Consider the following 22,225-nt stretch of genomic DNA (forward strand, 5'->3'; position numbering starts at 1 on the left):
GAGCGGGGCGCGACACATCTACAAACAACGGAGACTCACGATGACACACCCCAGCGAGCGCCCGGCCGGTCCGGCCGGCGGCGCGGATGCCGCGCATGCCGATCCCGATGCGATGTTCGCGTCGCACGAAGCCGGCTATGCGAAGCAGTTGAAGCCGCGGCACGTGCAGATGATCGCGATGGGCGGTGCGATCGGCACCGGCCTCTTTCTCGGCGCGGGCGGCCGCCTGCAAAGCGCGGGGCCCGCGCTCGCGCTCGTGTATCTCGTGTGCGGCGTGTTCGCGTTCCTGATCATGCGCGCGCTCGGCGAACTCGTGATGCACCGGCCGACCAGCGGCAGCTTCGTGTCGTATGCACGGGAGTTCATGGGCGAACGCGCGTCGTTCGTCGCGGGCTGGATGTACTACCTGAACTGGGCGACGACCGGCATCGTCGACATTACCGCGGTCGCGATCTACATGAAGTACTGGGCCGTGTTCACCGACGTGCCGCAATGGGTGTTCGCGCTCGGCGCGCTCGGGATCGTGTCGGTGATGAACATGATCGGCGTGAAGGTGTTCGGCGAGATGGAGTTCTGGTTTTCGCTCGTCAAGGTCGGCACGCTGGCGGTGTTTCTCGCGGTCGGCGCGGTGTTTCTCGCGAGCGGCTATCCGGTGGCGGGGCAGATGACGGGGCTGCATCTCGTCGCGGATCACGGCGGGATCTTCCCGCACGGGATTCTGCCGGCCGTGCTGATCGTGCAGGGCGTCGTGTTCGCGTATGCGAGCATCGAACTCGTCGGCGTCGCGGCGGGCGAGACGGCCGACGCGCGCAAGGTGCTGCCGAAGGCGATCAACAGCGTGATGTGGCGCATCGCGCTGTTCTACGTCGGCTCGGTCGTGCTGTTGACGCTGTTGCTGCCGTGGACCGCGTACAGCTCGCATGAAAGCCCGTTCGTCACGTTCTTCAGCAAGCTCGGCGTGCCGTACGTCGGGACCGTGATGAACGTCGTGGTGCTGACCGCCGCGCTGTCGAGCCTGAATTCCGGTCTCTATTCGACCGGCCGCGTGCTGCGCTCGCTTGCGATGGGCGGCTCGGCGCCGCGCTTCGTGTCGCGGATGAACGCGCGCGGCGTGCCGTACGGCGGGATCCTGATCACGGTCGCGATCAACGCGATCGGCGTGCCGCTGAACTACATCGTGCCGGCGCAGGCGTTCGAGATCGTGCTGAACATGGCGTCGCTCGGGATCATCACGACGTGGGGCTTCATCGTGATGTGCCAGATCCTGTTCCGCCGCGCGGTCGATCGTGGCGAGATGAAGGCCGTGTCGTTCCGGATGCCCGGCGCGCCGTTCACGTCGTGGCTCACGCTCGCGTTCCTCGTCGGCGTGCTGGTGCTGATGGCGTTCGACTACCCCGGCGGCACGTGGACCATCGCGATGATTCCGGTCGTCGTGCTCGCGCTGGTGATCGGCTGGAAGCTGGCGAAACGCGGTGCCGAGCGCGAACGGGCGGCGGCGATGCCGGCATCCGTGCGCGCCGTTGCGGATCCCGCGCAGAACGCGTGATGAACGCTTGACGTCATGCACCGGGGGCGTCGGTCCGTTCGCGGGCCGGCGCCCCCGGTGCGTTCAGTTCCGGTTCAATTCACATTCAGTTCAGCCCGGCGCGCTCGCCGACCCATCGGCCGAAATCGCCGGCCATCTCCGCGGTCAGCTCGTGGCCGGCCGCATACAGCCGCGTGTCGTGCGCGACGCCGAGCGCCGTCAGCTTCGCGTCGGCCGTGTCGGCCCACGCGATGGGCAGCTTGTCGTCGAAGCGGCCGTGCATCACCAGCGCGTGCAGCGTGCTCAATGCATCGCGCGGCGCGATCAGCGGATCGATTTCCGGCAGGACGCGCCCGCACAACACGGCGAACGCGCTCACGTCGCCCGGCGACGTGAGGCCGACGCTCGCGCTCATGATGCCGCCCTGGCTGAAGCCGGCGATCACGGTCGGCAACGCGGGCGCCGCGCCATCTCGCGCGCGGAACGCATGCAGCAGCGTGATCAGTTGCATGCGGCTCTCGTCCGCACGCGCCGCATCGATTTCAGGGCCGTTCGGGCCGAAACGCACCGGAAACCACGCATGCTGATTGGGCCCGAACGTGAGCGGGCCGCGCAGGAACGCGATTTCGATGCGCGGATCGATCGTGTCGGCCACGTTCAGCAGGTTGGTTTCGTTACCGCCGACGCCATGCAGCAGCAACAGGCGGGCTGCCGGGCGGCCGGTGGCCGGACGCAGCCGGTATTGAAGGCCGGATTCGGGTTCGGTGGTCAGCGGCAGGACGTCGGTCATTGCGTGGGTCCGGAAGAGGATCGATGCGACAGTCTAGAGCGAGCGGATCGGCAGGGGAATCGCCGGGACGGGATTGATTGTTTCCTGTTGGGAATGAATCGGGGCACGGGTCGTTTCGAGAGCCGGTCACGATGTCACGCGGCCACGCATCTGATCGCGGCCGGCACGCTGATCGGCCCCCACGGCTCATTGATCGCAGGGCAGGCGCGTGCCCGGCACCTGGTGCTCGTCACGCACAACGTCCGCGAGTACGAGCGCGTTCCGCGGCTGCAGTTCGAAGACTGGCTCGCCGAGCCGGACGAAGGCTGAACGGTCGATCATGCAGAGTCGACATTAACGAACCAGCCGGGCGAATACTGAGACGATTATAAAAAACACCAAAACAAACCGCCCGTCGATAATGCGCAAACGTTTTGCCGGAATTCAATAAGACGGATGTTGCGCGAATGAATAAAACAATGAATTTCCGCTATTCCGGCGATTCGTCGAGCGCCGCAGCCGTACGGGGCATGGCGGCGGAAAGTTAACGGCAAATCCGCAAAAAACTTTAGGCATTTCCGTGCGCAATTGATCATTGCGATTTCCTCGATGATCGATTGGTTTTCGGTCATCGGACAGTCATACACCATCCCCGATAATGCGGCGCTCATTCTTTCAATAGACAAATGGGCGATCGAACCCGGATCGCCGCGGGGAGCTGTACTCATGACCATCCGTCATCGCATTACGCTGCTAGTCGTCCTGACGTTCTTCGCGCTGTCCGCGATCGGCGTCTACGCCGTGTACCAGACGCGCAAGAGCGCGTCCGAGGTGCGTCAGGTCACCCAGGGAATCGTGCCGAGCGCGCTTGCGTCGGCGGATCTCGTCGCCGACGTGAAGAACATCCAGATCGCGACGATGACGCTCGTCTACGCGCCCGACGCGAACACCGCCGCGCAGGCGCGCGACGAGCTGAAGGCGAAGCAGGCTGCACTGCGCGCCGCGCTCGACGGGCAGGCGAAATCGGCGGTCGGCCGCGCGCAGGAAGGGCTCGTCGCGCAGGCGAAGGACAGCGCCGCGAACTATTTCGCGGCGATCGACGACACCGTGAAGATGAAGACGGACGGCAAGGTCGAGATGGCGCAGGCGTACCTGTTCGCGAACGTCGCGCAGTATCGCGACGAACTCGAAAGCATCGTCGACACGCTGCGCGTCGAGAAGAACCGCCAGAAGGACGACGCGATCGGCGCGTTGAACGGGATGCTCGCGACCACGGCGACTGCGATCGCGGGCGTCGCCGGCACGGTGATCGTGCTGCTGACCGTACTCGGCTTCGTGCTGTATCGCCAGATCACGCGCCCGCTGATCGGGATGCAGACGGCGATGAGCGAGATCGCGACGAGCCAGGATTTCACGCGCCGCGTGCCGGTGGGTCGGATGGACGAAATCGGCCATTCGATCGTCGCGTTCAACGGGATGATCGAGAAGATCCAGGAGAACGCCGCGCAACTGAAGCAGAAGACAGCCGACATCCAGGCGATGCTGCAAAACATGCAGCAGGGCATCCTGACCGTCGTCGAAGGCGGCGTCGTGCATGCGGAGTATTCGGCGTACCTCGAAACCATCTTCGAGACGAACGACATCGCCGGGCGCGACCTGATGGCGCTCGTGTTCGACGATTCGGCGATCGGCGCCGACGCGCGCTCGCAGGTCGACGCGGCCGTGCATGCGTGCCTCGGCGAGGACAGCATGAACTTCGAGTTCAACGAGCATCTGCTCGTCAACGAAGTCGCGAAGCGGATGCCGGACGGCCGAGAGAAGTGGCTCGACCTGAGCTGGTCGGCGATCACCGACGAGACCGACACCGTGGTGCGCCTGATGTTGTGCGTGCGCGACGTGACCGAGATCCGCGAGCTGACCGCGCAGGCCGGCGAACAGCAGCGGCGCCTCGAGATGATCGGCGAGATTCTGTCGATCAGCCAGGACAAGTTCCACGACTTCGTGCACAGCGCGAAGGGCTTCCTCAGCGAGAACGAACGGATGATCCGCCAGCACGAGCGCGTCGATCACTCGATCGTCGCGGCGCTGTTCCGCAACATGCACACGATCAAGGGCAATGCACGCACGTACAGCCTGCAGCACCTGACGAACATCGTCCACGAAGCGGAGCAGGCGTACGAATCGCTGCGCCGCGCGGACGGCGGCCCCGAGTGGAACCGCGACGCGCTGATGGACGACCTGGCGCGCGTACGCGAGGCCGTCGACCACTACGCGACGATCAACGCGGTCACGCTCGGCCGCAGCGGCGAGCCGGCACCGAATGGCGCCGATTTCCTGATGGTCGAGCGCGCGCACATCAGCGAGAGCCTGCGCGTGCTCGACGGCGCGGATCCGGCGAACGCGTCCGACTGGCACGCGGCGCGCGATGCGGTGCGCCGCATGCTGAGCCAGCTCGGCACGCAAGGGATCGGCGACGCGCTCGGCGGCGTGATCGAATCGCTGCCGTCGCTCGCGGCCGAGCTCGGCAAGCCGGCGCCCGTCGTGCATATCGACAGCCACGGCCAGCGCGTGCGCAGCGAGATCGTCGCGACGCTGAAGAACGTGTTCATGCACCTGCTGCGCAATGCGATCGACCACGGCATCGAATCGTCCGACGCGCGGCGCGCGGCCGGCAAGCCGGCGTCCGGCACGATCGACATCGCGGTCGGCGTGGGCGGCGGCGAACTGTGGTTCGTGCTCGCCGACGACGGCCGCGGCCTCGCGCTCGACCGGATTCGCGGCATCGCGCGCGAGCGCGGCTGGATCGATGCCGCGAGCGAAGCGGCGCTGTCCGACGAGGACGTCGCCGAGCTGATCTTCCGGCCGGGCTTCTCGACCGCTCAGATGGTGACCGAAGTATCGGGGCGCGGCGTCGGCATGGACGCGGTGCGCAACTTCCTGAAGCGCGACGGCGGCGATATCGCGCTGCGCTTCACCGACGATCGCGTCGGCGCGCCGTATCGCGCGTTCGAGACGATCGTGTCGCTGCCGGCGCGCTTCGCGGCGGACGGTGCCGCGCACGGCGCGGGGCACGCGCAGCGCGCGCGCAGCGCGGATATCGGCGCGGCGGAGTGACGGCGTGATCGTGCAGGCATGGATGATCCAGATGGCCGCCGCGCTGGCGGGCGGCGGGGTCGTCGCGGTCGCGGCGGCGGTCGTGTTTCGCGTGATGCGCCAACGGCTCGTCGCGTCGATGGAACGCGACACGCACGCGTTACGCGGTGCGCTCGACGCAGCCGCCGCACGCGCCGATGAAGCGGCGTCGGCGCATGCGCAAGCAGCCGACGCATGGGCGCAACGCGAGGCGCAGCTGGAGGAGGCGCTGACGCGCGAGGCATCCGCGAACGGCGCGCAGCGCGACGCGGTGCAGGCGCTGTCGGCCGAGCGCGCCGCGCTCGCGCAGCATGCGCAGAAGATCGCCGACGAAGCCGCGCGTTTGCGCGGGCTCGCCGGCACGTTCGAGCGCTGGCACGAGCAGATGATCTCGCTGACCACGCAGAACCAGGACATGCGCGCGAAGAACCAGGAGCTGTCGGCGATCGTCGCGCACGTGTCGATCGTGTCGCTGAACGCGTCGATCGAGGCCGCGCGTGCAGGCACGGCCGGGCGCGGCTTCTCGATCGTCGCGAGCGAGGTGCGCGGGCTGGCCGCGCGCTCGCAGGAGCTGTCGAACAGCTATCGCGACAGCCTGAACCGCAACGATCTCGTGACGGCCGCGACGTTCCAGGACATCCAGGCCGGCGGCAAGATGATCACGGCCGCGCTCGCGACCGTCGAGACGCTGGCCGGGCAACTGCATGCACGGATCGAAGGAGAAGCCGCGTGATCAGCGCGCAGGCGAGGGCCGGGTTCGAGCGGATCTTCTTCGATGCCGCGCGCACGCGGCTCGCGGCCGGCGGCGTGTGCGACATCCGGCCGGCCGCCGGGCATGAACACGATGCGCCGGATCGCGTGCAAGCGAAGTCGCGATCGAAGCCGAAAGTGACCGGACATGTCGTCGTGCTGACGATCTCGGCGCTGCATTTCCGGCTGCTGCTCGCGCTGCGCTTCAGCGACGACGACGCGACGCGTCGCCATTTCGCCGGTGCGACGGCGGGCGCGAACAGCCAGCGGCCGCTGACCGACGCGTTCATGGAAGTCGCGAACCTGTGTTGCGGCGCGATCAACCAGGCGCTGACCGCGCCGTTTCCCGATCTCGGGATGTCGACGCCTTACCTGCTGAGCGGCGCGAGCCTCGACTTCATGCACGCGCTCTCGCCCGATTACGTCGCCGCATACGACCTGACGCTCGACGGCGACGTGCGGGTCGGCGCGACGCTGTGCGTGTGCGCGAACGCGCCGGTCGATTTCCACGTGCCGGAAACGGCCACGGTCGATACCGGCGGCGAGCTCGAACTGTTCTGACCGACCATCAGGAGTCCATCAGATGACCGAAGACCAACCCGTCAGCAAGGTGCTCGTACTCGACGACAGCCGCGTGCACGCCGACGCGCTCAAGCGTTTCTGCGACGCGCACAACCTGGTCGGCCTGACCGTGCGGCGCAGCCGGCTGCTGAAGGTGCTGCGCTCGAACATCGATCTCGGCGCGATCCTGCTCGCCGAGGATTACGGCGGCTCGCCGGCCGAGAGCGCGATCATCGCGACGCAGATCGACGCGCTGCGGCCCGAGCTGCCGATCATCCTGCGCCGCGAATCGCTCGCGTCGCGCGACGGGCTGCCCGATGCGCTGGCACGCGTCGCCTGCGCGGCCTACGTCGCCGACGACATGACGCCGCTCGCGCGCGCGATCGACGAATATCTGTTCGGCCGCGACTACCCGAACGCGCTGGTGCGCGGCATCTCGGAGATCACCGAGGCGCGCCTCGACAGCCTGTTTCCGGGCATGACGATCGAGCACGACACGCCGTGCATCGTGCGCGACCAGATCATCTTCGGCGAAGTGTTCAGCCTGATCGCGCTCGAAAGCGCATGGTGCCGCGGCTACATGCTGCTGCAGACGAGCGAGCAGCCGCTGCTCGACATGATCGGCGGCACGCGCGACGGCGGCCGCGCGCCGGATTTCCGCGACGTGAACAGCGTGCTCGGCGAGTTGACCAACCTCGTGTGGGGCGCGTTCAAGAACCGCTATCTCGGCGACGCGGAGGCGCTGGCGCGCCATCCGGTGCAGGTGCCGCTCGTCGTCAATCACAAGCAGAAGTTCATCTCGTTCGGCGGCGACTGTCCGCAGCTCTGTTTCAAGTACCGGATGACCGATCCGGCATCGGGGCGCTCGGTCCGTCTCGACCAGCGTTTCGTGTTCAGCCTCAGCTGGTCGCCGGAGGATTTCCGCGAATCGGTGCAGGACGTCGGGCCGATGGTCGAGTCCGGCGAACTCGAACTGTTTTGAATGTTGAAGTCAGCAACAACGAAAAGGGGAATACGACATGGCAAAGATTCTGGTGGTCGACGATTCGGGCACGGTGCGCGACGAAGTCGCCGGCTTCCTGCGCAATCACGGGCTCGACGTCGCGACGGCCGTCGACGGCAAGGACGGGCTCGCGAAGCTCAAGGCGACGCCCGGCGTGCGGCTCGTGATCAGCGATGTGAACATGCCGAACATGGACGGGCTGACGATGGTCGAGAAGATTCGCGGCGAACTGGCGAACACGGCGGTGAACGTCGTGATGCTGACGACCGAGAGCAGCCCGGCGATGAAGGAGCGCGGCAAGGCCGCCGGCGTGAAGGGCTGGATCGTGAAGCCGTTCAAGGGCGACGCGGTGCTCGACGCGCTGAAGAAGCTGGCGGGCTGACGCGCCCGCGGGCCGTCGAACGGTTGCGCGCGCAATTTACAGCGCGCCGGGATGTCCGTATCCTGCCGGATGCCGAGGGCGGCGTGGCGGCGCATCGTGCGCCGCACGCCCGGCATTGACGAACATCAGGAACGGAACGAAACCGATGGCATCCGAATACGGGCGACCCGCTGCGCGGCACACGGGAATGCAGATCGCGAAGGGCGTCGTTTTTACCATCGTGGGCACGTGCATCCTGATCGGCGTCGCGCTGTACGCGCAGTCGACGCGCGAATTCCTGCGAACGTCGGTCGTCGTGCCGGGGCGTGTCGTCAAGCTGAACGCGGGCACGCATCATCCGGAGATCGCGTTTACGACGCTCACGGGCGAGCGGGTCGAATATGCGCAGGGCGGCGATGTCAGCGTGCAGGACGGCGCGACGGTCGAAGTGCGCTATGCGCCGGACGCGCCGAAGATGACCGCGCGGATGAATACGTTCGGCGCGATCTGGGGCGGCGTGCTGGCGATCGGCGCGATGGGGGCGGTGTTTTTCGCCGTCGGCGTCGGTCAGTTGTGGTCGGGTGTGCGTGCATGGCGCAGCGGGCGGAACGCGACGGCGCGCTGACGCCCTGAAGCGTGGAGGCTGGCTATCGGCTCGCCGCCGCCGTCGCGAACTCCTCGACGACGGCTTCGATCACCGCCTGCACGCGCGCGGTCTTGTAGAGATCGGCATGGGCGACGAGCCACACGTCGAAATGATTGCACCGCTGCGGCATGAGTCGCACGAGTTCCGGCTCGGTGTCGGCGCGGAAGCACGGCAGCTCCGAAATTCCGAGCCCCGCCAGCGTCGCCTCCACCAGCATCATCGTCGACGAGGTCTGGAACATCACGCGGCCGCGCGACGTCGGCTCGCCGCACAGCGCGTCCCACATCGTCGGCACCACCGGCTGCTGATACATCACCAGATCGTGCCCGTCGAACGCGCTGCCCGCGACCGGTTCGCCCCGTTCGGCCAGGTAGGCGCGCGATGCGTAGATGCCCGTTTCGAGATGCCCGAGCCGCCTGGCGATCAGGTCCGGCGATTCCGGCCGCAACGTGCGGATCGCGAGATCCGCCTCGCGGCGCGTGAGGTTGGTGATTTGCGCCGACGTCACGCACACGACGTCGATGCCGGCATGCCGGCGCCGCACGCGGGCGATCGCGGGCACGACGAAGCGCTTGCCGAGCGTGTCGGTCGTCGCGATCCGCACGGACCCGGCCAGTTGCTCGTCGAGCCCCATTACCCGGCGTTCGATCGTGAGCGACGCGCGCTCCATCGTTTCGGCCGGTTCAAGCAGCGCTTCGCCCGCGGTCGTCAGTACATAGAGGGACGGCGTGCGCAGAAACAGCCGGGCCGACAGTTCGTCCTCGAGCGCGGCGATCCGGCGCCCGACCGTCGCCTGGTCGACGTTCAGCTGCGTCGCGGCGCCGCGCAGCGTGCCGGTGCGCGCCAGCGCAAGGAAGAAGCGGGCGTTGTCCCAGTTCATACGGACTGATTGTGTCATCGGACAGGCGGCGACGGACGGGAAACGGTGATGCAAATCTGCATCGGGGAAATGCGAAATTATCACTTTTCCGCATCGCGCGCCCGGTCCTAGACTTCCGGCATCCGCATGGAGGTGTCATGTCCGATTGCCGTTCCGTTTCCGTCCCCGTTCCCCTCGCTGTGGCGGCCCCGAGCCGCGCGACGAAGCGCGAGCAGCGCCTGACGCTCGCGCTCGTCGCGGTCGGCATGTTCATGGCGGTGCTCGATTCGACCATCGTCAACGTCGCGCTGCCGGCGATGCGCACGAGCCTCGGCGCGACGGTCGCGGAACTCGCGTGGATCGTCGACGCCTATACGCTCAGCTTCGCCGCGCTGATCCTCGCGGGCGGTGCGCTGTCCGACCGGTTCGGCGCGAAGCGCGTGTACCTTGCCGGATTGGCGCTGTTCGTCGGCGCATCGGCGGCGTGCGGCGTCGCGTCGTCGGTGGCGATCCTCGTGGCCGCGCGCTTCGTGCAGGGCATGGGTGCCGCGCTCTTTTTGCCCGCATCGCTCGCGATCGTGCGCAGCACGTTCGACGTGCCGGCCGAGCGCGCGCGGGCAATCGCGGTGTGGGCCGGCATCGCGTCGGTCGCGGTCGCGGTGGGGCCGGTGCTGGGCGGCATCCTCGTCGACGATTTGGGCTGGCGCAGCGCGTTCCTGATCAACGTGCCGACCGGCGCGGTCGCGTTTGCCGGCGCGGCGGCGCTCGTTCGCGCATCGGTCGCGCGGGATGTGCGCCACTTCGACTGGGCCGGCCAGTGCGTCGGTGCGGCGGCGCTCGGCGCGCTATGTTTCGCGGTGATCGAATTGCCGACCCGCGGCGCCGGCGCCACGGAGGTCCGCGCCGCATTGCTGATCGCCGCGCTCGCCGCCGGGGTACTGGTCGTCGTCGAGCGGCGTGCGCGCCATCCGATGGTGCCGCTCGCGTGGTTTCGCAATCGCGTGTTCGTCGCGATGAACCTGATGGGCAGTCTCGTCTATGTCGGCTACTTCGGGTTGCTGTTCGTGTTGAGCCTGTACCTGCACGGGCGCTTCGGCATGAGCGCGCGGCAAATCGGGCTGACGCTGCTGCCGTTCGCGCTGAGTCTGTCGCTCGGCAATCTGCTGTCGGGAAAACTGCATGGCCGCGTTCGTCCGGTCACGCTGATGGCGAACGGTCTTGCGATGGCCGCGCTGGCCATTCCGGCGATCGCGCTTGCGCTCGCGCTGCGTGCGCGGTGGCCGGTGGTCTGGATCGCCATGGCCGCCTTCGGCACCGGGACCGCGTTGTCGGTCGCGCCGATGATCGCGACGGTGCTCGAACAGGTGCCTGCCGACGCGGCGGGCGTGGCATCCGGGTTCCTCAACGCGGCACGTCAGGCCGGCAGCCTGCTCGGCGTGGCCGTGGCAGGCGCCGCGACGATACTGTTGCCGGATCTGACCGATGCGCTGTGGGCGGTCGCGGCGCTCGGCTGCGTCGCCTATGCGATCGCCGCGCTGGCCGCGAGGACGGCAGGCCGCGCGGACGCCGCGCAACGACGCCGTTGACGCGAGACGGGCACGGGCGTTGCGCATGGCCGGCTGACCGCCACGCATGCGCGTGCGCGTGCGGCACCGCGGCTGGACGCCGTGCGGAATGTGGAGGACCATTTCGTGACGATGCCGCGAACGGACGGATAAGCGTTTCGCCCGGTCGCGCTGCATCGAAACCTGCCGAACCCGTCAAGCGGAACACCATGGAACCCATTCACGAGACAGCCGAGCCGATCCTGCTGCGCGACGCGCACGACGGCGTCGTCACGCTGCGCCTGAATCGCCCGCAGCAGTTCAACGCGTTGTCCGAAGCGATGCTCTCGGCTTTGCACGATGCCTTCGATACGCTGGCCGCCGATCCGCACGTGCGCTGCGTCGTGCTGGCGGCCGAAGGCAAGGCGTTCTGCGCCGGCCACGACTTGCGGCAGATGCGCGGCAAGCCCGAACTCGACTACTACCGCACGCTGTTCGCGCAGTGCAGCCGCGTGATGCTCGCGATGCGCGCGTTGCCGGTGCCGGTGATCGCGCGCGTGCATGGCATCGCGACGGCGGCCGGCTGCCAGCTCGTCGCGGCATGCGACCTCGCGATCGCGGCCGATACCGCGCGCTTCGCGGTGTCGGGCATCAATGTCGGGCTGTTCTGCTCGACGCCGGCCGTCGCGTTGAGCCGCAACGTCGCGGCCAAGCGCGCGTTCGACATGCTGGTGACCGGCCGTTTCGTCGATGCGGCGACGGCCGCCGCGTGGGGGCTCGTCAACGAAGCCGTGCCCGAGGACGCGCTCGATGCGGCCGTCGCGCGCAAGGTCGCGGAGATCGTCGCGAAGAGTCCGGCCGCGGTGCGGGTCGGCAAGCAGATGTTCTATCGTCAGCGCGAGTTGCCGCTCGACGAAGCGTATGCGTACGCGGGCGACGCGATGGCGCGCAACATGATGGAAGAGGATGCGGGCGAGGGGATCGACGCATTCCTCGAGAAGCGCAAGCCGACGTGGCGTTCGTGATGCGGTGACGGAGGTGGGCAGGGACCGCGTTGTCTCCCCGACGGTGGGTGCAACGCGCTACGACGTGACGCCCCGCCGCAGCGCCTCCGGTCAGCGTCCGTAGCTCCCCGTGCGCAGCGCCGGTTGCACGGTCGACGCGCCGGGCGGCACGATCACGACCGGCACGCGGCGCGCGAGCGCGCACATCAGCTCGTAGCCGATCGTGCCGCTGGCTTCCGCGACATCGTCCACCTTCACCTGGTCGCCCCACAGCTCGACGCTCGAGCCGATGCCCGCGTTCGGGCACGGCGTCAGGTCGACGGTCAGCATGTCCATCGACACGCGGCCGACGACGCGCGTCATCACGCCGTCCACTGCGATCGGCGTGCCGGTCGGCGCGTGGCGCGGATAGCCGTCCGCGTAGCCGCACGCGACGACGCCGATCCGCATCGGCCGGTCGGCCGTGAAGCGGCGGCCGTAGCCGACCGTTTCGTCGGGCGCGAGCGTCTGCACGCCGATGATCTTGCTGGTCAGCGTCATCGCGGCCGTCAGCGGCGTGTCCGCGATATCCCGCGCCGCGCCGGTCGGCGACGCACCGTACAGGATCGTGCCGGGCCGCACCCAGTCGCGGTGCGCGCGCGGATGCCACAGCACGGCCGCCGAATTCGACACCGAGCGCTCGCCCGGAATCCCGGCCGTGGTCGCATCGAACTGGTCGAGCTGCCAGTCGACTTCGCCTTCGTCGGCGTTCGCAAAATGCATCATCAGCGTGATCTTGCCGATCGACGGCGCGCTCGCCGCGCGTTCCCACGCGGCGCGGAACACGGCCGGCCGGTAGCCGAGCCGGTTCATGCCGGAATTCATCTTCAACTGGATGTCGATCGGCTGCCGCGGCTTCGCGGCGATCAGCAGGTCGAGCTGTTCGTCGCAGTGCACGGCGACCGTCAGCCGATGGCGATCGGCCAGCTCGACGTCGGCCGGTTCGAAGACGCCTTCGAGCAGCAGCACGGGCTTGTCCCAGCCGAGCTCGCGCACGCGCACGGCTTCGTCGAGATCGAGCAGCGCGATGCCGTCGGCGGCCGCGAGGCCCGGGTAGATCCGTTCGATGCCGTGGCCGTACGCGTTGGCCTTGATCACGGCCCACACGCGCGATGGCGCGACGGTGCGGCGGATGAAGTCGAGGTTGTGGCGAACGGCGTCGGGGCGGATATGGGCGACGATGGGACGGGGCATGGCAAGGGCTCGGGTCGGATGTCGTTCGGCGCAGGGTAGCGCGGGGGAAAAGGGCTGGCCGGGGCTGGCCGCGCGCGGGCCGCGTCTAGCCAGTGTTGAGCGCTATGTTATGGGTGTTCGACCAGTTTTAATTAACGTATTTGTCGATGATTTGGTGGAAATTTTGGCGGCGGCGCGGGCCGGGCGCCGTCATCCGCGGCGTGTGCGGCCGAGTCTCCCGTCTAGAAAACCCGTGCGCGAACGGCACGGCGCAATGCTAAGCTCTCGGCGATCTTGTCATTGATCAATGTAATCATAACGGAGGAGACTTTGATGACGACGTCCCAGCTGTGCCTGTTCATCGTGGCGCTGTTGCCGTTCCCGATGACGTTTCTCGCCAAGGCCCGCAAGGGTTACGACAACCGTACGCCGCGCGACTACCTGGCGAAGCTCGAAGGCTGGCGCGCCCGCGCGCAGGCCGCGCATCAGAATTCATGGGAAGCGCTCGCGCTGTTCGCGGTCGCGCTGCTGGTGGCGTGGCACAACGGCGCGAACGTGCATCGCGTCGACCAGCTCGCGATCGCGTTCGTCGCGATCCGCGTCGTCTATGCGCTGATGTACCTGCTGAACTGGGCGTCGCTGCGTTCGCTCGTATGGTTCGGCGGGATGGCGTGCGTCGTCGGGCTGTTCTTCGCGACGCCGTAAGCGGCCGCCCACCGGCAACGCGCCGCCGGCCTTGCAGGCCGGCTCCTCAGGCGCGGCCCGCGTCCCGTGCGTGACGGTCATTGGATGCGGGCGCAACGATCTTCGACACGAACGGCGGCGCGGCCGCTTCGCTGCGCAGGAACGCGATCAACGGATCGAGCAGCCGGTGCCGCGTCGACGGATGGCGGCGCAGCACGAAGCGCCATGACGCATCGCGTGCGAGACCCGGCACCAGCGGCACCAGGCGCCCGCTGCGCAGTTCGGGCTCGATCAGCGGCACGCGGCCGAGCGCGATGCCCGCGCCGCCGACGGCCGCGCCGATCACCTGGCTGAAGCTGCTGTAGCGGACGATCTTCGTGTCGAAGTCGTCCGGCAAGCCGAAGTGCACGGCCCAGTTGCGCCAGTCGATCTCGGGGCTGTCCTCGTGCATCTCCTGCAGCAGCCGCGAGCGGCAGACGTGCTCCGATGCGTACGGAAACAGTTCGGGGCTGCAGACCGGAAACACGGTTTCCCGGATCAGCACGTCGTCGTCTGCGCGCAGCCGATGCACGGGCACGTGCACGATCGCCAGATCGACGCTGCTGCGCGCGAAATCCGGCTCGTCGTCGAGCACGACCGCATGCAGCGGGGTGTCGGGATGCAGCGACGAGAATTCCGCGAGACGGCGCGCGAGCCACATCGACGAAAACGGCGCGTTGGCGGACACGGTGAGCCGTTGTGCGGTGCCGCGAATCTCGGCGCACGCGTCGGTCAGACGCGACAGCGCATCGTCGACCGCCGGCAGCAGCCGCGCGCCGGCCGGCGTGAGGCCGATGCCGCCGAGCCCCGTGCTGCGTTCGAGCAGCCGCGCGCCGAGCGATTCCTCCAGCGAACGGATCTGGTGGCTGACCGCGCTGGTCGACACGTTCAGCTCGGCCGCCGCGCGCGCGAACCCGCCGAGGCGGACGGCCGCCTCGAAAGCACGCAGCGCGCTGAGGGGAGGAAGGTGCGACATGCGGGGTATTGTAGTTGACTCAACACCCGTTGAAAAATCATCTTTTGCCGCGCGCGAGCGGCGCGGGTAGCCTCGATCCGGTCCATAAAAACGCAACGAAACACCGACCGGAGGGCTGCATGTATTTCGACCGACGACTATGGGCAATGATGGTGGGACTGCGCTGGCGCGTGGCGGCTGCCGTCGCGCTCGGGCTGCTCGCGATGGGTGTCGGCATCCTGCGCTTCGTGTTTCTCGGCCGCGTGCTGGCGCTGGTGTTTTCCGGCGCGCCGGCGCGCGGCATCGGTGAGGCCGTCGCCGCAACGGCGGCTTGCGTGCTGCTGCGCGCATGGCTCGACCATCGCCGCACGGTGCTCGCGCAGCAGACGGCGGGCCGCGTGCAGGCGACGCTGCGCGCGCGGCTGTTCGACCGGATCGCCGCGCTCGGCCCCGCGTGGTTCAGCGGCGAACGCACGGGCGGCGTGATGCTGGCCGTCGTCGACGGCGTCGAGCAGTTGCAGACCTTCTTCGGCGTCTACCTGCCGCAGCTCGTGATCGCCGCGTGCGCGCCGGTCATGATCTTCGCGGTGCTCGCGTGGTGGGATGTGCCGACGGCCGCGATCCTGCTGGTCGCGGCGCTCGTCACGCTCGCGCTGCCGCAACTCGTGCATCGCGCCGACAAGCGCGCGGCGCTCGCGCGTTCGACCGCGTTCAAGGCGTTCGGCGAGGAGTTTCTCGACGCGGTGCAGGGCCTGCCGACGCTGAAGGCGTTCGGGCAGAGCACCGCGTTCGGCGCGAAGCTGGCCGCGAAGGCGCGCGCGCTGTCGGACAGCACGTTCTGGGTGCTCGCGCTCGGGCTGCTGACGCGGCTCTTCACGGATCTCGGCACCGGCCTCGGCGCGGCCGCGGCGATCGCGGTGGGCGCGTGGCGCGTGCAGCACGGCGACATGAGCCTCGAAGCGCTGCTGATCGTGCTGATGGCCGGCAGCGAGATCTTCCGGCCGCTGCGCGACCTGCGCGCGGTGCTGCATCAGGGGATGATCGGCCAGTCGGCGGCGAATGCGGTCCATGCGCTGCTCGACGCGGGCGATCATGCGCGTTCCGTCGACGCGCCGCGCGTAGCGGGCCTACGGCCGGAGATCGTGTTCGACGACGTCAGCTTCGCGTATCCGGGGCGCCGCGCGGACGCGCATGCGGCGCTGAGCTTCACGGTGCGCGAGGGCGAGACGGTCGCGATCGTCGGGCCGAGCGGGGCCGGCAAGTCGACCATCGTGCGGCTGCTGCTGCGCCAGCACGACGCGCAGGGCGGTGCGGTCCGGATCGGCGGCCACGACGTGCGCACGCTCGATGCCGACCAGGTGCGCGAGATGATCGCGGTCGTCGCGCAGGATGCGACGCTGTTCGACGGCAGCGTCGCCGACAACCTGCGGCTCGGCCGCCCGGACGCGAGCGACGCGGACATGATCGCCGCCGCGCGCGCGGCCAACGCGCACGATTTCATCTCGTCGCTGCCCGACGGCTATGCGACGCGCATCGGCGAACGCGGGCTGATGCTATCGGGCGGCCAGCGCCAGCGGATCGCGATTGCCCGCGCGCTGCTGCGCGACGCGCCGATCCTGTTGCTCGACGAGGCGCTGTCGTCGGTCGATGCGGAGAACGAAGCACTGATCCAGCAGGCGCTCGACCGGCTCACGCGCGGGCGGACGACGCTCGTGCTCGCGCACCGGCTGTCCAGCGTGATCGGCGCCGATCGCATCCTGGTGCTCGACCAGGGGCAGGTCGTCGACGAAGGGACGCATGCGGCGCTGATCGCGCGCGACGGCCCGTATCGACGGCTGATGGGGCCGCAGCTGGAAGCGGTCGCCGAAACCGTCGGCGCGGCGGCGGCGGCCGGCGCGACCGCGCGCGCGTCGTCGGGCCCGCAGGTGCTGCCGCTGAACGACGACGCGGCGACCATCGGATGGCCGGAGACGTTGCAGACGCTGCTGCGCTTCGTGCGTCCGTGGAAGGGCAAGGTCGTGCTCACCGTGCTGTTCGGGATCGGCCGCGTGCTCGCGTTCATCGGTGTGGGTGTGATCGGCGCATGGGTGGTCGGCGCGGTACCGACCGGCCATGTCGGCACCGGGCTGGTGGCCGCGCTGCTCGTGATCGCGCCGGTCGCGGCCGTGCTGCACTGGCTCGAATCGTGGCTCGCACACGACATGGCGTACCGGCTGCTCGCGGAAATGCGCATCGCGCTGTTCGCGACGCTCGAACGGCTCGCGCCGGCCGGGCTGCTGCGCCGCCGCTCCGGCGATCTCGTGGCGCTCGCGACGCAGGACGTCGAGACCGTCGAGTATTTCTACGCGCATACGCTCGCACCCGCGTTCGTCGCGGTGCTCGTGCCGGCCGGGGTGCTGGTGTTGCTCGCGTCGGTCGCGTGGCCGCTCGCGCTGGTGCTGCTGCCGTTCCTGCTGTGGGCCGGGCTCGCGCCCGTGCTGGCCCGGCGCGACGTCGACCGGCTCGGCACCGGCGCGCGCGACGCGCTCGGCCAGCTCGGCGCGCATCTGACCGAAACGATCCAGGGGCTCGCGGAACTCACCGCGTTCCAGGCGATCGCGCGCCGGCGCGCGGCGTTCGTGGTCGAAGTCGATGCGTACCGCCGGCAGCGCGCGAAGCTGCTCGACGATCTGTCGATGCAAAGCGCCGCGCTGGAAGTCGCGAGCGGGCTCGGCGGGCTGGCCGTCGCGGCGCTCGGTGCGTGGTGGTGCGCACGCGGCGGGTTTCCGCGCGAGTCGCTGCCGCTGCTGGTGCTGGTCGCGGTGGCCGCGTTCATGCCGGTGGCCGAGATCGGCCAGGTCGCGCGTCAGCTTGCCGACACGATCGCGTCGACGCGCCGCTTGCGCGCGCTGGAGAAGGAACCCGTGACGGTGACGGACGGCGCGCACGCGATGCCGGGCAATTCGGCGGTGCGGTTCGACGCGGCGTCGTTCACGTATCCGGGGCGCAGCGTGCCCGCGATCGACCGTGTGAGCTTCGAGGTGCCGGCCGGCAGCACGGTCGCGCTCGTCGGCGCATCGGGGGCCGGTAAGTCGACGATCGCGAGTCTGCTGCTGCGCTTCTGGGATCCGCAGCAGGGCCGCGTGACGCTCGGCGGCGTCGACCTGCGCGACCTGCGGCTCGACGATCTGCGGCAGCACATCGCGCTCGTTGCGCAGGATACCTACCTGTTCAACGACACGCTCGAAGCGAACATCCGGCTCGCGGCGAGCGACGCGTCCGACGCGGACGTGCGGCGCGCGATCGACCACGCGGCGCTCGGCGACTTCGTCGCGCGGCTGCCGGACGGGCTCGCGACGCGCGTCGGCGAGCGCGGCGTGCAGTTGTCGGGCGGCCAGCGTCAGCGCGTGGCGATCGCGCGCGCGTTCCTGAAGGATGCGCCGGTGCTGATCCTCGACGAGGCGACGTCGCACCTCGACACGATCAGCGAACAGCAGATCCGCGCGGCGCTGGAGGACCTGATGACGCAACGCACGTCGATCATCATCGCGCACCGCCTGTCGACCGTGCGCCATGCCGACCTGATCCTCGTGATCGAGCAGGGCGCGGTGATCGAGGCCGGCCGCCACGGGGAGCTGATGGCGCGGCAGGGCGCGTATGCGCGGCTCGTGTCGCATCAGGCGAGCGGGGTCGCGGCGTGACCGCGCGGTGTGCCGGCCGCATCCGGTGTTGTCGATCGCGGGCTATTGACAACATATGTTGCATCATTGTCTAATTCGTCATCGTGCGTTGCGAACGTCTGGCCGCGTGCGTCCCGACATCGTTTGACGGGGCCGGCCAATCGGGCGCACGCTGCATGGCGGCCGAATTGATCCTATTGCACGACATCCGCGTGCGCCTGGGCGAGCTCGCCCGCCCGGTATGCGACGCGTACATGCAGTAGAGCGACGCATGGCAGGCCGTGCGCCGCCGTCCGTTCGTCGATGCGCTGCGGCAGGCTGCGCTCGCCGCACACCCCGGTCTCGTCGCGGAACTGGACGGGATCGCGGCTGGCGTCGGGTGGCCGTCCGCGCACGCGCCGCACACATCCTGATCCATGAGGCCACGCATGACGACCGTTTTCCATCGCGCCCCGCGCGCCACCTTGCCCGTTGCCGTCGCAGGCGACGGCATCGAGATCATCGATTCGACCGGCAAACGCTATATCGACGCGTGCGGCGGCGCGGCCGTATCGTGTCTCGGTCACAGCAACCAGCGCGTGATCGACGCGATCAAGCGGCAGGTGCAGCAATTGCCCTACGCGCATACGTCGTTCTTCACGACGGAAGTGGCCGAGGAACTGGCCGACCGGCTCGTCGACGCCGCGCCGGCCGGGCTCGACCACGTGTATTTCGTGTCGGGCGGCTCCGAGGCGATCGAGGCCGCGCTGAAGCTCGCGCGCCAGTATTTCGTCGAGAAGGGCGAGCCGCAGCGCCGTCATTTCATCGCCCGGTGCCAGAGCTATCACGGCAATACGCTCGGTGCGCTCGCGATCGGCGGCAACGCATGGCGGCGCGAGCCGTTCCTGCCGCTGCTGATCGAAGCGCACCACGTGAGCCCGTGCTATGCGTACCGCGACCAGCAGGCTGGTGAAACCGACGAAGCGTACGCGCAGCGCCTCGCCGACGAGCTCGAACGGAAGATCGTCGAACTCGGCGCGGAAAACGTCGCGGCGTTCGTCGCGGAAACGGTGGTCGGCGCGACGGCCGGCGCGGTGCCGCCGGTGCGCACGTACCTGAAGAAGATTCGCGCGGTGTGCGACAAGTACGGCGTGCTGCTGATCCTCGACGAGATCATGTCGGGGATGGGGCGCACGGGTTACCTGTATGCGTGCGACGAAGACGGTGTCGCGCCCGATCTGCTGACGATTGCAAAAGGGCTCGGCGCGGGCTACCAGCCGATCGGGGCGACGCTCGTCAGCGACCGCATCTATCGCACGATCGTCGACGGCTCCGGCTTCTTCCAGCATGGTCACACGTACCTCGGCCACGCGACCGCGTGCGCGGCCGCGCTCGAAGTGCAGCGCGTGATTGCGGAAGAGAAGTTGCTCGACAACGTGAAGGCGCGCGGCGAGCAGTTGCGTGCGTCGTTGCGCGAGCACTACGGCGCGCATCCGCATGTCGGCGACGTGCGTGGTCGCGGGTTGTTCGTCGGCGTCGAACTCGTGCGCGATCGCGACACCAAGGCGACGTTCGACCCCGCGCTGAAGCTGCATGCGGCGGTCAAGCGCGAAGCGATGCAGCGCGGGTTGATGGTGTATCCGATGGGTGGCACGATCGACGGCGTGCACGGCGATCACATCCTGATCGCGCCGCCGTTCGTCTGTACCGCGCAGCAGATCGACACGATCGTCGAGCGGCTGTCCGGCGCGATCGGCGCGGCGCTCGCGTCGGCCGGCGCGTAAACCCCGACCTCAATGATTCCTCACCATGACAGACAGACTGCCTCCTTTCGATCCGGCGTCGGCCACCGACGAACAGAAGGCCGTGCTCGCCGACATTCTCAGCGGCCCGCGCGGCAATCTGAACGGGCCGTTCCTCGGCTGGATCGCGAGCCCCGAACTGGCCCAGCACGCGCAGAAGCTCGGCGCGTTCTGCCGCTATCGCACCGGGCTGCCGCTGCGCCTGTCGGAACTCGCGATTCTAGTGACGGCCGCGCGCTGGCGCTCGCAGGCCGAGTGGCACATCCATCATCCGATCGCGCTCGAGGCCGGCGTGCCGGCCGCGACGGCCGACGCGATCCGGCTGGGCGTCGCGCCCGCATTCGAATCGGACGACGACGCGCTGATCCATGCGTTTGCCACCGAGCTGTACGACACGAAGCGCGTGAGCGATGCGACGTTCGCGCGTGCGCAGGCGCGCTTCGGCCACGAGACCGTGGTGAATCTCGTCGCGCTGCTCGGCTATTACGCGCTCGTCGCGATGACGCTCAACACGTTCGGTATGCGCGCAGACGGACAAACTGATTTGCCGTTTCCGGAATAATCGCCGCGGGTGCGTGCGTCGGTAGCCTGCCGCGCATGCATGCAGATTGCCGGAAAAGCCCGTATACGCGGGCGTTTCGGCACGGATCGGTCGGCTATCTCGCCGCGTTGTAAGACGTACGCCGCACGACTGCACCGTCAGAGCAGGAAATTTTCCCCGTCTCTAGAATTTCTTCGAAAGAGCTACGGGGGAAATATCGATGCGCTGGGTCCTGTTGATCGTGTTCATTGTGTGCGTCGCGTACACGCATCGGCGCGGCAAGGTTCGGCACCGGTTGTTCAGGCAACTATCCGACCACTCGACCTTTACCGCACCGCTGAACTGCTTTTCGTACGCGTTTTCGTCGGTGCCGACCACGCCGTTTCTCGACACCGATCATTTTCCGGAGCTCGCGGTGCTGCAGCGCGAATGGCGCACGTTTCGCCGCGAAGCGCTCGCGTTGCGCGACGCGAGCCGGATCAAGGCGTCGGGCGAGTACAACGACATCGGCTTCAATTCGTTCTTTCGCCGCGGCTGGAAGCGGTTCTACCTGAAGTGGTACGACGCGCCGCATCCGTCCGCGCAGGCGTTGTGTCCGCGCTCGGTCGAGATCCTGTCGCGGATGCCGTCGATCAAGGCGGCGATGTTCGCGCAGTTGCCGCCGGGCGGGAAGCTCGGCCTGCATCGCGATCCGTATGCGGGCTCGCTGCGCTATCACCTCGGGCTCGATACGCCGAACGACGATGCGTGCCGGATCGTCGTCGACGGCGAAGCGTACGCGTGGCGCGACGGCGACGCCGTGATGTTCGACGAGACGTACCTGCACTGGGCCGAAAACCGCACCGCGCACGATCGCGTGATCCTGTTCTGCGACGTCGCGCGCCCGATGAAATATCGCTGGGCGCAGCGCGTCAACGATGCGGTCGGGCAACTGCTGATGCGCGCGGCCGCATCGCCGAACGAAACCGGCGATCGCACGGGCGGGCTCAATCGCGCGTTCCGGTACCTGTATGCGATTCGCCGCGCCGGCAAGCGGCTGAAGGCGTGGAATCGCACCGTGTACTACATCGTCAAGTGGCTGCTGTTCGGCGGGATCGCGGTCGCGATTTTCTGGATCTGACGACGGGCGAGAGTGGGCGGTTGCTTTCCGTCTGACGATAGCGCGGCCTCGCACGGGCCGACGGCCTTGCGCCGCCGTCA

At 68.4% G+C, this 22,225-nt stretch carries 19 protein-coding genes and 2 pseudogenes; 16 read left to right on the forward strand and 5 right to left on the reverse strand.

Features of this window, described 5'->3' with window-relative positions:
* The first annotated feature begins 40 nt into the window (after positions 1-40).
* Positions 41-1,546, forward strand: coding sequence for an amino acid permease (locus GJG85_RS17060; RefSeq protein ID WP_204384218.1), 1,506 nt, complete (start codon positions 41-43; stop codon positions 1,544-1,546).
* Positions 1,547-1,631: 85 nt separating this feature from the next.
* Here GJG85_RS17060 and GJG85_RS17065 read toward each other — a convergent pair whose 3' ends face one another.
* Positions 1,632-2,315: a phospholipase gene (locus tag GJG85_RS17065; RefSeq protein ID WP_050013766.1), complete on the reverse strand. Its 684-nt coding sequence runs from the start codon at positions 2,313-2,315 to the stop codon at positions 1,632-1,634.
* A gap of 147 nt (positions 2,316-2,462) precedes the next feature.
* On the opposite strand from GJG85_RS17065, the pseudogene GJG85_RS17070 reads away from it, so the two are divergent.
* Positions 2,463-2,624 (forward strand): annotated as a pseudogene (locus GJG85_RS17070) (type II toxin-antitoxin system VapC family toxin); the annotation flags it as partial.
* A 56-nt stretch (positions 2,625-2,680) separates the two neighbouring features.
* On the opposite strand, the gene GJG85_RS17075 reads toward GJG85_RS17070, so the two are convergent.
* Positions 2,681-3,022 carry a hypothetical protein gene (locus GJG85_RS17075; protein WP_179233165.1) on the reverse strand — a complete coding sequence of 114 codons (342 nt, stop codon included), beginning with the start codon at positions 3,020-3,022 and terminating at the stop codon, positions 2,681-2,683.
* Here GJG85_RS17075 and GJG85_RS17080 point away from each other — a divergent pair.
* From GJG85_RS17080 to GJG85_RS17105, 6 genes are all read left to right on the forward strand, one after another.
* Positions 3,021-5,408 (forward strand): MCP four helix bundle domain-containing protein, encoded by a 2,388-nt coding sequence (locus GJG85_RS17080; protein WP_089489252.1) that lies wholly within the window; start codon positions 3,021-3,023, stop codon positions 5,406-5,408. The genes GJG85_RS17075 and GJG85_RS17080 overlap by 2 nt on opposite strands.
* A 22-nt stretch (positions 5,409-5,430) precedes the next feature.
* Positions 5,431-6,159 (forward strand): methyl-accepting chemotaxis protein, encoded by a 729-nt coding sequence (locus GJG85_RS17085; RefSeq protein ID WP_204384464.1) that lies wholly within the window; start codon positions 5,431-5,433, stop codon positions 6,157-6,159.
* Entirely contained in the window at positions 6,156-6,737 is a 582-nt protein-coding gene (locus GJG85_RS17090; protein ID WP_050013768.1) for a hypothetical protein, read from the forward strand. The genes GJG85_RS17085 and GJG85_RS17090 overlap by 4 nt, the downstream gene beginning before the upstream one ends.
* A gap of 22 nt (positions 6,738-6,759) precedes the next feature.
* Positions 6,760-7,719, forward strand: coding sequence for a chemotaxis protein CheX (locus GJG85_RS17095; protein WP_050013769.1), 960 nt, complete (start codon positions 6,760-6,762; stop codon positions 7,717-7,719).
* Between the two features lie 37 nt (positions 7,720-7,756).
* Positions 7,757-8,122: a response regulator gene (locus tag GJG85_RS17100; RefSeq protein ID WP_006486240.1), complete on the forward strand. Its 366-nt coding sequence runs from the start codon at positions 7,757-7,759 to the stop codon at positions 8,120-8,122.
* A 145-nt stretch (positions 8,123-8,267) separates the two neighbouring features.
* Positions 8,268-8,726, forward strand: a complete 459-nt coding sequence (locus GJG85_RS17105; protein ID WP_050013771.1) for a DUF3592 domain-containing protein — start codon at positions 8,268-8,270, stop codon at positions 8,724-8,726.
* A 22-nt stretch (positions 8,727-8,748) separates the two neighbouring features.
* Here GJG85_RS17105 and GJG85_RS17110 read toward each other — a convergent pair whose 3' ends face one another.
* The gene (locus GJG85_RS17110) at positions 8,749-9,627 is read right to left on the reverse strand and encodes a LysR family transcriptional regulator (protein ID WP_185624950.1); all 879 of its coding nucleotides are present in this window, start codon (positions 9,625-9,627) and stop codon (positions 8,749-8,751) included.
* A 137-nt stretch (positions 9,628-9,764) separates the two neighbouring features.
* On the opposite strand from GJG85_RS17110, the gene GJG85_RS17115 reads away from it, so the two are divergent.
* Entirely contained in the window at positions 9,765-11,192 is a 1,428-nt protein-coding gene (locus GJG85_RS17115; RefSeq protein WP_124630453.1) for an MFS transporter, read from the forward strand.
* Between the two features lie 188 nt (positions 11,193-11,380).
* Complete coding sequence (locus tag GJG85_RS17120; RefSeq protein ID WP_050013774.1) at positions 11,381-12,175, forward strand: enoyl-CoA hydratase; 795 nt, start codon at positions 11,381-11,383, stop codon at positions 12,173-12,175.
* Between the two features lie 90 nt (positions 12,176-12,265).
* On the opposite strand, the gene alr is transcribed toward GJG85_RS17120, so the two are convergent.
* Positions 12,266-13,387 carry an alanine racemase gene (alr, locus tag GJG85_RS17125; protein WP_050013775.1) on the reverse strand — a complete coding sequence of 374 codons (1,122 nt, stop codon included), beginning with the start codon at positions 13,385-13,387 and terminating at the stop codon, positions 12,266-12,268.
* Positions 13,388-13,699: 312 nt separating this feature from the next.
* On the opposite strand from alr, the gene GJG85_RS17130 reads away from it, so the two are divergent.
* A complete protein-coding gene (locus GJG85_RS17130; protein WP_050013776.1) occupies positions 13,700-14,071 on the forward strand; it encodes an MAPEG family protein in 372 nt (123 codons plus the stop codon).
* Between the two features lie 46 nt (positions 14,072-14,117).
* Here GJG85_RS17130 and GJG85_RS17135 read toward each other — a convergent pair whose 3' ends face one another.
* Positions 14,118-15,065, reverse strand: coding sequence for a LysR family transcriptional regulator (locus GJG85_RS17135; protein ID WP_124630451.1), 948 nt, complete (start codon positions 15,063-15,065; stop codon positions 14,118-14,120).
* Between the two features lie 119 nt (positions 15,066-15,184).
* Here GJG85_RS17135 and GJG85_RS17140 point away from each other — a divergent pair, with 119 nt between their 5' ends.
* From GJG85_RS17140 to lpxO, 5 genes and pseudogenes are all read left to right on the forward strand, one after another.
* On the forward strand, positions 15,185-18,724 hold the full coding sequence (locus GJG85_RS17140) for an ABC transporter ATP-binding protein (protein WP_204384220.1): 3,540 nt from the start codon (positions 15,185-15,187) through the stop codon (positions 18,722-18,724).
* A 155-nt stretch (positions 18,725-18,879) separates the two neighbouring features.
* Positions 18,880-19,086, forward strand: a pseudogene (locus GJG85_RS17145) (hypothetical protein); the annotation flags it as partial.
* Positions 19,087-19,131: 45 nt separating this feature from the next.
* Entirely contained in the window at positions 19,132-20,466 is a 1,335-nt protein-coding gene (locus GJG85_RS17150) for an aspartate aminotransferase family protein (protein ID WP_204384222.1), read from the forward strand.
* Positions 20,467-20,491: 25 nt separating this feature from the next.
* Complete coding sequence (locus tag GJG85_RS17155) at positions 20,492-21,046, forward strand: carboxymuconolactone decarboxylase family protein (protein ID WP_050013780.1); 555 nt, start codon at positions 20,492-20,494, stop codon at positions 21,044-21,046.
* A 199-nt stretch (positions 21,047-21,245) separates the two neighbouring features.
* A complete protein-coding gene (gene lpxO, locus GJG85_RS17160; protein ID WP_050018011.1) occupies positions 21,246-22,145 on the forward strand; it encodes a lipid A hydroxylase LpxO in 900 nt (299 codons plus the stop codon).
* The last annotated feature ends 80 nt before the right edge of the window (positions 22,146-22,225 follow it).

This window comes from Burkholderia sp. MS389 (assembly GCF_016899425.1).
GTDB classification, from domain to species: domain Bacteria; phylum Pseudomonadota; class Gammaproteobacteria; order Burkholderiales; family Burkholderiaceae; genus Burkholderia; species Burkholderia sola.